The organism is Halorubrum gandharaense (assembly GCF_054654575.1).
Map to the genome: position 1 here is coordinate 1,477,955 of NZ_BAAIET010000001.1, position 14,589 is coordinate 1,492,543.

Here is a 14,589-nt window from a genome sequence, read left to right on the forward strand (position 1 = left end):
CGTCTCTCGTCATCGCGGCCGTCGTCGTCAAGCCCGAGGACATCGGCGGCCGTCACGCGCGGTCACCCCCGTCCGTCGCGACGGTCCCGCGAACGCGGGCGGTCCCGAACGCGCGCTCCAGCGCGTCGGTCTCTAGGAACGCCTCCGTCTCCTCGTGGGCGTACAGCTCCCCGTCGATCGCCGCCATCGAGGTGGCGTGGCGCGCGAGCAGGTCCACGTCGTGCTCGATGAGCAGGATGGTGATTCCCGCATCGTTGAGCTCCTCCAGCAGGTCGTAGAACGCCGCCACGGAGTCGGCGTCGACGCCGACGGTCGGCTCGTCGAGCGCGAGCAGGTCCGCCTCGCCGGCGAGCGCGCGGGCGATGTACGCCCGCTGGCGCTGGCCGCCCGAGAGCCGGTTGATCCGACGGTCCTCGAGATCCGCGACGCCGACCACGTCGAGCGCGGCATCGACGGCGGCGCGGTCCCGCTCGGTGAGCCGGCGCACGCCGGCGTGGGGGTACCGCCCCATGCGGACCACTTCCCGAACCGTGACGGGCATCGTCGTCCCCGCCTCCGTCGACTGCTGGGAGACGTAGCCGAGTCGGGTTCCCTCGTCGAACCCCGAGGCGGGCTCCCCGAACAGCTCGACGCTGCCGGCGTCCGGCGACTCCAGGCCGAGGAGAAGCTTCAGCAGGGTCGTCTTCCCGGAGCCGTTCGGGCCGACGACGCCGAGAAACGCCCCCTGCTCGACCGTCAGCGAGACGTCCTCCACCACCGGCTGGTCCTCGTACGCGAACGAGACGTTTTCGGCACGAACGACGGGCGTGTTGCTCATTCCGCACGAAGCGCTCGTTCGATCGACGGGAGGTTGATCTCGCGGAAGTGCTCGATGTAGCCCCAATCGGGCTCCATCTCCAGGTCACCGCCGATCGGGGGCGTGCCGTCGATCTGCGTCTCGACCGGCGAGAGCGGCAGCACCGTCGTCTCCGTCTCGTCGGCCAGCGACTCCGCGAGGGTGCCGGGCTCGCCCACGTCGTACAGCACGTGCTCGATGTCAAACTCCGTGATCAGCTCCTCGATCTCCTCGACATCGCCCGGGGAGGCGGCGTCGTCCGGCGACGTGCCCACCGGCGAGTAGATGTCGATGCCGTAGCGGCGATTCCACCACTGAAAGGAGTCGTGCGTGCCGACGACCAGCGCGTCGAGCCCGGCGCGCTCGACGATCGCCTCGAACTCCTCGTGGAGCGCCTGGAGCTCCTCGGTGAAGTCGGCGGCATTTTCGGCGAACACCTCGGCGTTGTCGGGGTCGATCTCCGCGAGCCCCTCCGCGATGTTCTCGACGCCGTGCTGGCACTCGACCGGGTCCATCCACCAGTGCTCGTCATCGTCCTCCGCGGGGCTGTCGAAGAACTCGATCCCCTCGGAGGCGTCGATGACGGTCACGTCCGGGTCGGATTCGAGCTCGGCGGCCGCGTCGTCCTGCCAGCTGGAGAACTCGCGGAGGTAGACGAAGCCGTCGGCGCGGTCGAGCTGTTCGACCGTGCCGGGCTCGGGATTCCAGTCGTGGCCGTGCTCGCCGACCGGCACGAGGTCGATCGCCTCGATCCGGTCGCCGGCGACCTGCCGGACGAAGTCCCACACCGCGGGCATCGTCGCGAACACCGTGAGCCGGTCGTCGTCCACGTCGAGATCGTCACCCGACTGGTCACCCGATCCCTCATCGGGGTTCGCGTCGCCCTGCGGGTCGTCGCCGAGACAGCCCGCAGCCCCCACGGTGAGCGCGCCGGCACCGAGTGTGGCGAACCGACGGCGAGAGACGGCGGCGATTCCATCGTCCGGTCCGTCGTTGTTGCGCGTCTGCGTCCTCATTAGGCCTCGATTTGAGACACACTTATAAGAAAATGACGATCAGGAAGAATAAGATTAGTCTTGTCTAAACCCGTCGACTGCACTCCGGGGGACACCTCGATCGAAGCGTCCGAGATCAGCCACCGCTCACGCGGCGATGCTGGAACCGCCTTCCGAGTCGGCCACCGACGACGGCACCGAGCGCACCGAGCACCCCAAACACGAGGACGAACAGCACGGAGACGATCACGAGCCACACGCCGGCGACGGTTACGGAGACGAGCGTGTGCTCCGCCTGCGGAATCTGCAGGGCGAAGCGGAGCGCGCCGATGACGACCGCACCCCCGGTGATGAGCCCGGTTCGCCACCCGAGCGTCTTCGTGTCGGGCACCGTCTCCCACAGTGCCGCGCCGGCGATCGCGCCCGCGAGAAGCGGAACGGCTGCAGCGTTCTGTGCCGTGGACGAAAGCTGAACCCCAACGCAAATCAGGAGGGAAACGGACCCGACCGCGAACGGATACCGCCACTCCGGATCACGGCGGAACTCACGGGGGCTGCCGACGCTATCCATGGATTTTGATCCGCACCACTACACTTAAATACTGCCTCCAGTGGAAGAACCAAGGTTCGGAGACACTGTTGCGATCCACAGCAGATGACGGATTCTGACTCGGTTGCGGTCAGTACAGAATCCTCGATGAGCGACTGCGGGAGTGGGTATTTTAGATCGGGTCCGGTGATGTAGTATATAAACGGTCGAGGGAGAAGTTCTACGACGGCTTATAAAAGAAGAAGCGGTGCGGTGGCGCGCCCGTGAGCGCCCATCGGGCGCGAACGGAGCGCGAGGGAGGCAGCGGTCGCCGGCGGAGCGGTTTTCCCGCCGGCGCCCGCCTGCCGAGGCTGGGGAGGCGTGAGGTGCGGTCGCGGAGCGGTGCGGGGTGGGACTCAAAGGGGCAGCCGGCTCCGGGACGACGGGCGACGCCAAGCACTTTTCAGGGCGTTGGGTGGTGCGGAGAGACGCCCTGAAAAGCGCGCAGCAAGCCCCTCGACCGGAGCCGGCTGGGGCTTTTGAAGGCGGTCCTCTCCAGTGTCGCACCAGCAACTCACCGGACAACCTCTGCTTATAAATGGCGAACAACCCCATCCACGCCCCGCTTATAAACGCCGCACCCGCCCACGTGATACACCTACTCCCGAACTCACTCAACAGGCACTCTCCATCGACCGACTGTTCCAGAGATGTTTGTGTCGAAGAATGTGATTTCAACGGCGTCTTTCGTGCGTATTCGGGGCTCTTTCCGGCTACCGCACGTCGCCGAGCCCGCCGGCGGCAGCTGGCGGGAGAGACACACGTAGAAAGACGACCAGCCGCCAACGTCCCTACTCCTTGATGTCGATCGCCGGCCTGCCCGGCTCCGCCTTGCGGACGACGGCATCGTCGGCGTCCTCCGCGCGCAGCACCTCGACGGGGGCGTCGAACTCCCGCTCGATCAGCCACGCGGCCGCCTGCAGGGCGTCGTACTCGGCGTCACCCGGCAGCGTCTCGGCGAGCGCCTCGCGTTCGGCCTGCAGGTCCTGGCCGTAGGAGGCGGCGTCGTCACCCTGCTCGCGGATATGGGGCTCCTGCATCAGCTCCGAGATGAGGTTGTCCGCGTCGCTCTCGATGGCGATTGCCAGCGCGTCGTACTTCCAGTCGGGCGCGACGACGACGGTGATCGCGGCGGGGTCTTCGATGCCGGCCACGTCGATGATCTGTCGCACGTCCTCGCGGGTGTTCTCCACGAGTCGTCGGCGCATCTCGGCGGTCTCGCGGTCGGCGTCGGAGGCGGGCCACTCGGCGTCGACGGCGAATTCGGGCGTCGCGCCCGGCTCGGCGTCCGCACCCAGCGTCTCGTACAGCTCCTCCGCGACGTGGGGCGTGACGGGTGCCAGCAGGCGGACGGCGACCGACAGCCCGCGTTTCAGGACCGCGGGGTCGGCGGGGTCGGCGTAGTCCGCGTAGTTGCGGAGCGTGCCGACGAGTCCCTGCGCCTCGCGCAGCGCGACGTTGAACGTGAGGTCGTCGTACTCCTCGGTGGCGACGGCGACCGCGGCGTCGATCTCGTCGTCGACGTAGGCGGCGACGGCGGGGTCGGGCTCTGCATCCGCGCCGGCGCCGCCAGTCGCGTCCTCGTCCGCGTCCGCGTACTCCTCGACCAGCCGCGTGAGACGGGTGATGAAGCGGTAGGTGGACTTGACGCCCTCCTCGCTCCAGTCGAAGTCGCGCTCGGGCTGGGCCGCCTGCATCATGAACAGCCGAGCCGTGTCGGCGCCGTACTCCTCGACGATCCGCTGGGGGGAGACGACGTTGCCGACCGACTTCGACATTTTCTCGCCCTCCAGCTGGACCATCCCCTGTGCCAGCAGGTTGGTGAACGGCTCGCGGGCCTCCAGGTCCTCGTGGTCCGCGAGGAACTTGGTGACGAACCGGCTGTACAGCAGGTGCATCACGGCGTGTTCGATGCCGCCGACGTACTGGTCGACGGGCATCCAGTCGTCGGCGCGCGCGGCGTCGTACGGCGCGTCTGCCAGGTCCGGCGAGACGTACCGCAGGAAGTACCACGAGGAGTCGACGAACGTGTCCATCGTGTCCGTCTCGCGGGTGGCGTCGCCGCCACACTCGGGGCAGGTCGTCGCCTTCCACTCCTCGGCGGCGTCCAGCGGGTTCCCGGTCGTGTTGATGAACTCGGGCAGCTCGACGGGCAGGTCCTCCTCGGGCACCAGCACCGAGCCACAGCCCTCGTGGCAGTTGACGACCGGAATCGGCGTCCCCCAGTAGCGCTGGCGGGAGATGCCCCAGTCGCGCAGCCGGTACTGGGTGGTCGCCTCGGCGTCCGCGGTGTCGGCGGTGATCGCCTCGCGGGCGTCGGCGCTCGACAGGCCGTCGTACTCGCCGGAGTTGACGAGCACGCCGTCCTCGGTGAACGCCGACTCGCTCACGTCGGGGACCTCGGGTTCGGCGTCGGAGTCGGCGTCCGAGCCGTCGGGCGCTGGGGCGATGACCGGCTCGATGGGGACGCCCATCTTCTCGGCGAACGCGTGGTCGCGGTCGTCGTGGCCGGGGACGCCCATCAGCGCGCCCGTGCCCACGTTCGAGAGCACGAAGTCGGCGACGAAGACGGGAAGCTCCTCACCGGTGACCGGGTTCGTCGCCGTGAGGTCGGTGGCGACGCCGTTGGGCTCGTCGCCGTCGGGGTCGGCCTCCTCCTCGATGAACCGCCGGACCCCGTCGTCGCGCTCGGCGAGCGCCTGCGAGATCTCGTGGCCGGGCGCCAGCGCGAAGAAGCTCGCGCCGAAGACGGTGTCTGCGCGGGTGGTGAACGCCTCCACGGCCTGCTCGACGCCCTCGCCCGAAACATCGAAGGTGAGGCGGGTTCCCTCCTGTCGGCCGATCCAGTTGCGCTGCATCTGGCGGACGGAGTCGGGCCACCCCTCCAGCTCGTCGATGGCGTCGACCAGATCGTCGGCGTACTCCGTAATCTCCAGGAACCACTGGTCGAGCTCCCGCTGCTCGACCGGATGGTCACATCGCCAGCAGAGCTCGTCGTCGCCCTCCACCTGCTCGTCGGCGAGGACGGTCTCACAGTCCGGACACCAGTTCACCTCGGCGTCGCGGCGCTCGGCAAGCCCCTCCTCGTGGAAGCGGCGGAACAGCCACTGGTTCCACTCGTAGTACTCCGGGGTACAGGTGGTGATCTCCCGGTCCCAGTCGTAGCCGAACCCCATCGACTTCATCTGGCCTTTCATCGTGTCGATGCAGTCGAACGTCCAGTCGCGGGGGTTGGTGTCGCGCTCCTTGGCGGCGTTTTCCGCGGGGAGACCGAACGCGTCCCACCCCATCGGGTGGAGCACGTCGTCGCCGCGCATGCGGCGGTAGCGGGCGTACGCGTCCGTGATGGTGTAGTTGCGGACGTGGCCCATGTGGAGCTTCCCCGACGGGTACGGGTACATCCCGAGCACGTACGTCGGGTCCTCGACATCGTCCGGCGTCCGGTACACGGAGGCGTCCGCCCACGCCTCCTGCCACCGACTCTCGACCGCGTTGTGGTCGTAGCCCTCCTGAGACATCTGCTTATATACGCGTGGTGCGGTCGAAACCCTATACCTTTCCATCCGGTGACGAGGGCTCCCACGCCGGCGAAAGCTCTTTGAGAGTCGTCCGTGCGCACGCCGGGACAAGCTACTTGCTCGCGGAGCCGCCAGATCGGATATGGCACTCAAAAAGGCCCTCTACTACGGCGCCATCGGGATCGCGATCCTGGTCGCCGTGAGCATCATCGTCTCGGTCGTCTCCGCGGTGTTGAGCCTCGCGTGGGCGATCGTCTCGGGTATCATCTCGCTCGCCGTCCTCCTCGGACTCGTCTACGTCGCCTACCGGGTCGGCGCGTGGATCTTCGGCGGGAGCGGCGACGGCAGCACCACCGACGGCGGGCGCTCGGCGGGACGGTTCGGGTCGGAGCCCGCCGACGAATCGGAGGAGCCCGCCGACCCCGAGGAACGACTCCGGCAGGAGTACGTCGAGGGACGCATCTCCGAGGAGGAGTTCGAGCGGCGGATCGGTGACCACCTCGATTCGGGCGTGACGGACGCCGGCGACCGCTCCGACGATGTGAGCGTCGAGCGCGAGCTCGACCGCTTAAAAGACGAGTGAGCGTCGGCGTCGTTCGCGTGACGGGCCGCGAGGCGGTGTCGACATCAGACGGACGAACCGCCAAACACCGGCGGTATCCGTGGGTGCAGACAGCTATATAAGGTGTGGTAACATACGACACATCGGATCGCCATGAGAACGTGTCACAGCTGTCGGTCGGTCATCGACGAGTACTACCTGGACAAAAAACTCGAGGCCCTGCGCGACCTGACGGTCGACGACTTCAACTGCTGTACGGACTGTGTCACGGTTGTTGCGGACGCCTGCGTCGAGTGCGGTGGCGGCGTGTACGTCCCCCGCGGTGCGGATGCGGCCCCGGACTACTGTCCTGCGTGTCGGGCCGATCGGATCGAGGAGACCGGCCGCGACCCCGGCTGGCATCGAACCTCGCCGTCGCAGTCGACCTGACTGTCGGCGGCCTTCCTTTGCGGTTCCAGCGAGTCGACTATTCTGCGAGCCCGAGCAGGTCGAACGGGTAGCCGTTGTCGTTGTCGTCGGCGTACTCGTAGACGACGCGCGCGGCGGCCACGTCCTGGATCGCGAGCCCGGTCGAGTCGAAGACGGTGACGCCGGTGTCGTCGTCGCGCCCGACCCGATTGCCGACGACGATCTCGCCGATCTCGCCGTAGATGTCCTCGTCGGTGAGCACGCCCTCGTTGTACGGGACGTTGATCTCGCCGGAGTGGGTACACTGTTCGTGGTCGTCGATGACGATCCGGGCGTCGAGCAGGAGTTCGTCCGCGAGCTCGTGTTTGCCCGCCGCGTCGGCGCCCATCGCGTTGATGTGGGTGTGGTCGCCAACGTCGTCGGGGCCGACGATGGGCGACTCGACGGGGGTTACCGTGGAGAGGATGTCACAGTGGCCGGCTTCCGAGATGGAGCCCGCACGCACCTCGAAGCGGTCCTCGAAAGCGTCGATGAAGCGGGCGACGCGCTCCTCGTCGAGGTCGCTCACGACGACCTCCTCGATGTCGCGAACCTCGGCGATCGCCTCCAGCTGAGTGTACGACTGCACGCCGGCGCCGACGATACCGAGCGAGGAGGCGTCCGCGACCGAGAGGTGGTCAGTGGCGACGGCGGCCGCTCCGCCCGTGCGCTTCATCGTCAGCTCCGTCCCGTCCATGATCGCCAGCGGGAAGGCGGTCTCGGGGTCGGAGTACACCATCGTCCCCATGACCGTCGGGAGGTCGAACGCCTCGGGATTGTCGGTGTGGACGTTCACCCACTTGATGCCGGCGGCGTCCCACTCGTCGGTCTCCAGGTAGGCGGGCATCGACCGGAAGTCCCCGTTGTACTTCGGGAGGTCGATGTACGACTTCGGCGGCATCTGGGCGTCGCCGCGCTCGTAGGCCGCGAACGCGCCTTCGACCGCGTCGATGACCCGGTCCATCTGGGCGTTCTCGTCCACGTCGTCGCTGTTGAGAAGCAGCGTCTGCATGGCGCGAAAATTTGCCACCCGGGTATTTAGGTCATGCTGTATCGGCTCGCAGATACACAAAAAGCGAATATCCTCTATCGAATATCGTATCCCGTACACTCGTCACGGCGAGGACGGAGGGTCGAGCGCCGCACGCGCCGCTACGGGGGTTCGTCGAGAGTTGGCGTCCGAAAGAAGGTGGTCGGTTGTTCGTGAATCGTCGCGATACGGCTGCAGGTCGGTGGCGCGGATGGCGCCGAGAGTCGGTGTGACCCTCGCTTACATCATGCCGCCCATCCCGCCGCCGCCCATGCCGCCCATCCCGCCGCCGGGCGCGCCGCCCTCCTCGTCGCCGCCCGAGGTGGAGAGGTCGCCCGCGGCGATGATGTCGTCGATTTTGAGCACGAGGTTCGCGGCCTCGGTGGCGGAGGCGACCGCCTGCTCTTTGGCGTGGGCCGTCTCGACGACGCCCGCGTCGATCGCGTTCTCGACCTCGCCCGTGAAGACGTTGAGGCCGGCGTCCGCGTTGCCCGCCTCGTGGGCCGCACGGAGGTCGACCAGCAGGTCGATGGAATCGAGGCCCGCGTTCCCGGCGAGCACGCGCGGGATCAGCTCCAGCGAGTCGGCGAACGCCTCGACGGCGAGTTGCTCGCGGCCGGAGACGGAGTCCGCGTAGTTGCGGAGCCGCCGGGCGATCTCGACTTCGATGGCACCGCCGCCGGGAAGGACGCGTCCGTCCGAGACGGTCGTGGAGACGACGTCGATCGCGTCGGTGACGCCGCGCTCGAGCTCGTCGACGACGTGCTCGGTGGAGCCGCGCAGGAGGAGCGTGACGCCGTGGGCGTCCGCGCCCTCGACGTAGAAGAGACCCTCGGCCTCATCACGGGTGACGGAGCCGACGCCGAGGTCGGCGGCGGTCAGCGAGTCGAGGTCGGTGACGACGGCCGCGCCGAGCACGTTCTTGAGGAACTTGATGTCGGACTTCTTCGTACGGCGGACCGCGAGGATGCCCTCCTTCGCGAGGTAGTGCTGTGCGAGGTCGTCGATCCCCTTCTGACAGAAGACGACGTCCGCGCCGGAGGCGACGATCTGGTCGACCTTCTCGCGGAGCTGCTCCTCCTCCTTGTCGAGGAACTGCTGGAGCTGGTCCGGGGACTCGATGTTGACGGCAGTGTCAACGTCGGCCTCCTCGACTTCGATGGCCTCGTTGAGGAGGAGTACGTCGGCGTCCTCGAAGTCGGTCGGCATGTCGTCGTGGACCGGGTCCTTGTCGATGACGGCACCGGAGAGGAGCTCGGACTCGGACGCCGAGCGCCCCGTGCGCGTCTCGATGTTGAGGTTCTGGAGGTCGACGACGTGCGAGCCGTCGTCGGCCTCGACGGTGACGCCCTGGATGGCGCGGACGATGAGGTCGGCAAGGACCTCCTTTTCGAGCTCCGCGCCCTTGCCCGTCATCGAGGTCTCGGCGACCTGCTTGAGCGTCTCCGTGTCGTCGGCGTCGATCTCGTGGGCGACCTCGTCGATCTCCTCACGCGCGAACTCGCTCGCGAGGTGGAAGCCCTTGATGACCGCCGTCGGGTGAATGTCCTGTTCGAGGAGGTCCTCGGCGTTCTTGAGGAGCTCGCCGGCGATGGCGACCGCGCTCGTCGTGCCGTCGCCCGCCTCGTCCTCCTGCGTCTCGGCAACCTCGACGATCATCTCGGCCGTCGGGTTGTCGATGTCCATCTCCTGCAGGATGGTGACGCCGTCGTTCGTGATGGTGACGTCGCCCATCGAGTCGACGAGCATCTTGTCCATCCCTTTCGGTCCGAGCGTCGAGCGCACGGCCTCTGCGACGCCGCGCGCCGCGGAAATGTTGTACTCCTGCGCGTCACGATCCTTGACGCGCTGGGCGTCCTCGCCCATGATGACCATCGGCTGGCCTTGCTGCATACGCTGACTCATACACTCACGGATTGTTTGTGATTCTATATAAAACTTACGTCGCAGTGCGAATGGTCGGACCGGAGACACCATCGGTCACGCTGGCAGAAACCACCCGATGTGTCGTTGTTTTGCCCCTATTCATGTGTGTTGTTCACACGCCACGCCAACCCGTTCCGGACGAATTCGATCGGGGGTTTATCAACACTTGTGAGGATACGCGGCGACGAACGCGACGGTCGTCGGAACCGTCCATCCCGCCGGCGCAGCCGCTGTTCGGTGATCGTTGGCGTGGGAGAAACCGCGTGGAGGGTCGGTCGCGGGCGGTCAGTCGTCGAGCTCGGCGGGATCAACCAGATACTCCGACTCCACCTCGTCGAGTGACGGCTCCGGGGGTTCGTCCGTGGCTTCGAGCTCCCGCTCGTTGAGGTGGCTCTCGAGCTGACGGCGCTTGTTTCTGCCTTTCCGCTCGCGTCCTGATTTCGTGTCTGGCATCGTCACCTGTGTCAACAATACCCACACTTATGAACTTTGTGTCGGATTGGAGGTGACGTTCGGATTCGGATATTCAAGAGTGGAAAACCGGACGTATATGGAGAACACTTGCAGTAGGCGCCCGCCGAGCGCGTGCCGTGGGGCCATTCAACGACGAGCGCCAGGGCTCGGGAGTCGGGAATCAGGACCACGCCGGAAGGCACCGGACTCGCTCGCCGCTTCGCTCCTCGCACGTAGTCGGTGTCGACAAAAACGCCAGGAGAGGGATTTGAACCACGGTCGTTCCGCTCGCTTGGCTCGCTTCACTCCCTGATTCAAATCCCTTTATTGGGGTACGCCAACACCGGACTCGCTCGCCGCTTCGCTCCTCGCACGTAGTCGGTGTCGACAAAAACGCCAGGAGAGGGATTTGAACCCCCGATCCCGGAAGGGAACACGCTTTCCAGGCGTGCGCCTTACCACTCGGCCATCCTGGCTCGTTTGCCCGTAATCCGCTGGGACTGTTAAGTCCTTCTTTTCGCCCCCACCCGGTGTTCGGTGAGGTAGGTAATACCGCCTGCCACGGCGGCGACGACCGCGGCCAGCGGGAAGATCCCGGCGTAGCGGAAGGGGAGCTCGCCGCCGACGAGCAGGTAGCCCTGCGCCAACACGAGAAAGGCGAACCCGCCGACGAGCCCCCACAGCGCCGCCGACTTCGCGCGGGCTCGCCGCGTGGCGGGCACGCCGGGGAGCTCCTCGGGGTGCGACTCGTCGTCGCCCGCCGGCTCCGCGTCGTCGTCCGTGGGCATCCTACTCGACGCTGGCGACGGCCTCGATCTCGACGCCGGCGCCCTTCGGGAGCCCGCCGGCCTCCACCGCGGAGCGTGCCGGCGGCTCCGCCTCAAAGTACGTCGCGTACGTCTCGTTCATCTCGTCGAAGTCGTCGATGTCGGCGAGGAAGACGGTCGTCTTCAGCACGTCCGTGGGCTCCGCGCCGGCCTCCGCCAGCACGGCCACGAGGTTGTCGAGCGCCTGCTCGGTCTGCTCGGCGATGGAGGCGTCGTCGAGCAGCTCACCGTCGGGCGTCAGCGGGATCTGCCCGGCCGTGAAGACGAGCTCGCCGTTCGTCGTCGCCTGGCTGTACGCGCCGACCGCCTCGGGTGCGTCGTCGGTGTGGACGATCTCCTTCATATCCCGACCTGTTCGGCGAGACCACTTAACTGTGCCCGGACCGCAGTTTCGGATATGGGCGCCATCCGCCGGTTCCTCCGGATCTGGGTCGTCGGGAAGCTGCTGAAGCGGAATCCGGTCGTGTTCGCGGTCGCGACCGTCGTCGGCCTCATTCGTCGCGGCCGCCGGCTCGCCCGCGAGGTGCCGCTCTCGACGCTCCGCTCGCGCGGACGGGTCGGCGCCGACTTCTTCGAGCGTCGGGGACTGGTCGACGACTCCGCGCCGACGCCCGACGGCGAGCTCGCGGACCTCGACGCCTTCGCCCGGTCGCGTGAGGAACCCGCAACCGACGCCGCCGCGGACGGCTTCGACCCGGCTCGCGTGGACGACGAGGTGCGGCGCTTCTGTGAGCAGACCGCTGACTACACGTTCGCCTACCGGGTGCGCTGGGGTCGCGGCTTCCGACTCGGTGCCCGGCTCGTCGACCCGCTCACCACCCGCATCGAACAGCTGAACCTCCCGGGGAAAGCGACGGGCTGGCGCCGGCTTCACAGTCGCTTCGTCGCGCTCGGGCTCCCCGACGACCCCCGCGACGGCGTGCGGGGCTGGGTCCGGACGGACGAGGAGGGAGCGTGCGTCTTCCTCGCGACGTACGGCACGCACGTAGCGGGCGCCGACGATCCGGAAGCGGCGGGTGGAGGGCCCGCCGGCGAGCGTCTCGTCAACGTTGCCGTGCCGCTCCCGTTCTGCACCCTCTCGACCGTGCTCCGCGCGCGGAACTTCGAGAAGGGCGACGCCGGCCTCCTCGGCCGCGGTGGCGTCCCCGGCGGGCTGGAGTGGACCACTGCAGGGCCGGGTCACCCCGGGCTCTACCTCCGATTTCCGTTCCTTCCGCTCCGGCTTCCCGTCTCCCAGCGATTTCGGGTGTGGCCGGCGCCCGCGGACGCGGCAGAGGAGGGGAATGACCCGCTCCGGGCGACCCACGAGATGTGGTTGTTCGGACTGAAGTTCCTGAAGGTGGAGTACCGGATGACGGGATAGTTGGGGAGAGAGCGTTCGGATCCCCGAACCCCCTACGACAGCGTTTCGACCTCGTAGCCGTGCGACTCCAGCTCCTCGACGATGTCGGCGGCGTGTTCGGCGTCGTGCGTCTCCAGCTCCAGTTCGAGCTCGGCGGCGTTGACGGCTACGTCCCGGGAAGTGCGGTCGTGGTGGACCGCGTACACGTTCGCGCCCGCACGGGCGACGATGCCGGAGACACGCTCCAGCTCGCCGGGACGGTCTTTCAGCGCGGTCTTGATCTTGAGGTAGCGCCCCATCCGCACCAATCCCCGCATCACGACGGTGGTGAGGCGGTTGAGGTCGATGTTTCCGCCACACAGCGCCGCGACGATCGTCTCGTCGTCCTCGTAGTCGAACGCCTCCGAGAGCACGGCGGCGAGGGGGACGGCGCCGGCGCCCTCGACGACCGTCTTGGAGCGCTCGAGCAGGAGCGTGAGCGCCAGAGAGATCTCGCGGTCGTCGACCGTGACGACCTCGTCGACGTACTTCTCCATCACGCGGAGGGTCTGCTCGCCGACCGTCCGGGTGGCGATCCCGTCCGCGATCGTGTCGACGCTGTCGAGGTGGTGGCGCTCGCCTTTTTCAAGCGACTTCGCGGCCGAGGCGGCGCCCTCGGCCTGCACGCCGACGACGCGCACGTCGTCGAGTTGCGCCTTCATCGCAACCGCGATTCCGGAGATGAGCCCGCCGCCGCCGATGGGGACGACGATCGTGTCCACGTCGGGGCAGTCCTCGACGACCTCCAGCCCGATCGTTCCCTGCCCGGCCATCACCAGCGGGTCGTCGAACGCGTGGACGTAGGTGCGCCCCTCCTTCTCCTCCAGTTTGTGTGCGTAGTCGGCGGCGGCGTCGTAGTCGACGCCCTCCAACACGACCCGGGCGCCGTACCCCCGCGTCGCCTTCACCTTCGAGACGGGCGCGTGTTTCGGCATCACGATCTTGGCGTCGACGCCGGCGCGGTCGGCGGCGAGCGCGACGCCCTGTGCGTGGTTGCCGGCGCTGGCGGTGACGACGCCGGCGTCCTTCTCCTCGTCCGAGAGCGTCGCGATCCGGTTCATCGCGCCGCGGATCTTGAACGCTCCCGTGCGCTGGAAGTTCTCCAGTTTCAGGTGCACGTCCGCGTCCGTCATCTCCGAGAAGGTGCGCGACCGCTCCAACGGGGTGTGGCGGGCGACGCCGGCGACCCGCTCGCGCGCCGCGAGCACGTCCGAAAGCGAGATCATACGCCGACCTGTTCGCGCCGGGAGTTAAGTGGTGTCGGAACGCCGTCGTCCGGCGAGTCTCGCTGCGTCGATGGACCGGAGACGCCCGCAAGCGCCGCCGCTCGCCGGTCGAAGTCAGGGGGAAAGGGGGGAATGCACGCGTGTGACGTGCAACTGGAATGTGGACGGCCGATTATATAAATGTACGGCACCCGGAGTGAAAGTGTAACCGCAAGCAAGCGGAGCGGTACAACCCCCGTCTGACGGGCGTCATGCCGCTGGTCGGTGCATGAATCCGCCCGTCGTTTCGCCGGAGATCCGGACGGCACGCCGGCGGGCACGGTCGGCTACCGCTCGCGCTCGACGCGAACGTGCACGGACGGCGATGCCTCGGCCAGCACGCGCTCGACGCGCTCGCGAAACGACCCCTCGCCGGGCCAGTTCGCGTCGGCGTCGAGCCGCTCGGGGTTGCCGACGTAGACGGCGACCTTCTCCGGGTGCGTCGTCTCGCGCTCCGCCGCTGAACCGCTCGTATCCGCATCCGCCATCACCAGCGGCACCAACACCCGGACGTAGAGCCCGTCGGCGACGCGCTCGTAGTCGTCGAGGGCGTCGACCGCGTCAGTTCGGAGCAGCCGGCCGGCCGTCTCGCCGCCGGGCGCGAGCGTCGGGTACTGCCCCTCCACGAGGTGGAGCCCCGAAAGCGTCGCCGGGCCGACGAAGACGAACGAGTCGACCACCTCCCGCACCCGTTCCGGTTCCGTCAGCGTCCCGTACACGAAGACGTCCATGTGGACTGTGAGTCGTTCACAGGGTTCAAT

General features: G+C 67.6%; 14 protein-coding genes and 1 tRNA gene. 3 read left to right on the forward strand and 12 right to left on the reverse strand.

Going from position 1 to position 14,589, the window contains the following annotated elements; genetic code table 11:
- Positions 1–52 precede the first annotated feature (52 nt).
- From ACYQ07_RS07060 to leuS, 4 genes are all read right to left on the reverse strand, one after another.
- Positions 53–817, reverse strand: a complete 765-nt coding sequence (locus tag ACYQ07_RS07060) for a metal ABC transporter ATP-binding protein (RefSeq protein ID WP_459879201.1) — start codon at positions 815–817, stop codon at positions 53–55.
- Positions 814–1,851, reverse strand: coding sequence for a metal ABC transporter substrate-binding protein (locus ACYQ07_RS07065; RefSeq protein WP_459879203.1), 1,038 nt, complete (start codon positions 1,849–1,851; stop codon positions 814–816). The genes ACYQ07_RS07060 and ACYQ07_RS07065 overlap by 4 nt, the downstream gene beginning before the upstream one ends.
- A gap of 115 nt (positions 1,852–1,966) precedes the next feature.
- A complete protein-coding gene (locus ACYQ07_RS07070) occupies positions 1,967–2,401 on the reverse strand; it encodes a DUF5518 domain-containing protein (protein ID WP_459879205.1) in 435 nt (144 codons plus the stop codon).
- 809 nt (positions 2,402–3,210) lie between these two features.
- Positions 3,211–5,937, reverse strand: coding sequence for a leucine--tRNA ligase (gene leuS, locus ACYQ07_RS07075; RefSeq protein WP_459879207.1), 2,727 nt, complete (start codon positions 5,935–5,937; stop codon positions 3,211–3,213).
- A gap of 142 nt (positions 5,938–6,079) precedes the next feature.
- Between leuS and ACYQ07_RS07080 the strand changes: the two genes are divergently transcribed.
- Positions 6,080–6,520 carry an SHOCT domain-containing protein gene (locus tag ACYQ07_RS07080; RefSeq protein ID WP_459879209.1) on the forward strand — a complete coding sequence of 147 codons (441 nt, stop codon included), beginning with the start codon at positions 6,080–6,082 and terminating at the stop codon, positions 6,518–6,520.
- A 132-nt stretch (positions 6,521–6,652) separates the two neighbouring features.
- Positions 6,653–6,928, forward strand: coding sequence for a DUF7571 family protein (locus ACYQ07_RS07085; protein WP_459879211.1), 276 nt, complete (start codon positions 6,653–6,655; stop codon positions 6,926–6,928).
- Positions 6,929–6,965: 37 nt separating this feature from the next.
- Here the strand turns inward: ACYQ07_RS07085 and ACYQ07_RS07090 are convergent, their stop codons facing one another.
- From ACYQ07_RS07090 to ACYQ07_RS07115, 6 genes are all read right to left on the reverse strand, one after another.
- Positions 6,966–7,958 (reverse strand): ornithine cyclodeaminase family protein, encoded by a 993-nt coding sequence (locus tag ACYQ07_RS07090; RefSeq protein WP_459879213.1) that lies wholly within the window; start codon positions 7,956–7,958, stop codon positions 6,966–6,968.
- A gap of 258 nt (positions 7,959–8,216) precedes the next feature.
- On the reverse strand, positions 8,217–9,851 hold the full coding sequence (thsB, locus tag ACYQ07_RS07095; protein ID WP_459880271.1) for a thermosome subunit beta: 1,635 nt from the start codon (positions 9,849–9,851) through the stop codon (positions 8,217–8,219).
- A 336-nt stretch (positions 9,852–10,187) separates the two neighbouring features.
- Positions 10,188–10,355 (reverse strand): hypothetical protein, encoded by a 168-nt coding sequence (locus ACYQ07_RS07100; RefSeq protein ID WP_459879215.1) that lies wholly within the window; start codon positions 10,353–10,355, stop codon positions 10,188–10,190.
- A 394-nt stretch (positions 10,356–10,749) separates the two neighbouring features.
- Positions 10,750–10,831: transfer RNA gene (locus ACYQ07_RS07105), tRNA-Ser, on the reverse strand.
- Positions 10,832–10,858: 27 nt separating this feature from the next.
- Positions 10,859–11,143, reverse strand: a complete 285-nt coding sequence (locus tag ACYQ07_RS07110; RefSeq protein ID WP_459879217.1) for a DUF7981 family protein — start codon at positions 11,141–11,143, stop codon at positions 10,859–10,861.
- Between the two features lies 1 nt (position 11,144).
- Positions 11,145–11,525: a Rid family detoxifying hydrolase gene (locus ACYQ07_RS07115; protein WP_459879219.1), complete on the reverse strand. Its 381-nt coding sequence runs from the start codon at positions 11,523–11,525 to the stop codon at positions 11,145–11,147.
- A 54-nt stretch (positions 11,526–11,579) separates the two neighbouring features.
- Here ACYQ07_RS07115 and ACYQ07_RS07120 point away from each other — a divergent pair, with 54 nt between their 5' ends.
- Positions 11,580–12,545 (forward strand): hypothetical protein, encoded by a 966-nt coding sequence (locus ACYQ07_RS07120; protein WP_459879221.1) that lies wholly within the window; start codon positions 11,580–11,582, stop codon positions 12,543–12,545.
- Positions 12,546–12,577: 32 nt separating this feature from the next.
- On the opposite strand, the gene ilvA is transcribed toward ACYQ07_RS07120, so the two are convergent.
- Together ilvA and ACYQ07_RS07130 are read right to left on the reverse strand one after the other, a co-directional pair.
- On the reverse strand, positions 12,578–13,789 hold the full coding sequence (gene ilvA, locus ACYQ07_RS07125) for a threonine ammonia-lyase (protein WP_459879223.1): 1,212 nt from the start codon (positions 13,787–13,789) through the stop codon (positions 12,578–12,580).
- A gap of 326 nt (positions 13,790–14,115) precedes the next feature.
- Positions 14,116–14,559 carry a gamma-glutamylcyclotransferase family protein gene (locus ACYQ07_RS07130; RefSeq protein ID WP_459879225.1) on the reverse strand — a complete coding sequence of 148 codons (444 nt, stop codon included), beginning with the start codon at positions 14,557–14,559 and terminating at the stop codon, positions 14,116–14,118.
- Between the last annotated feature and the right edge of the window lie 30 nt (positions 14,560–14,589).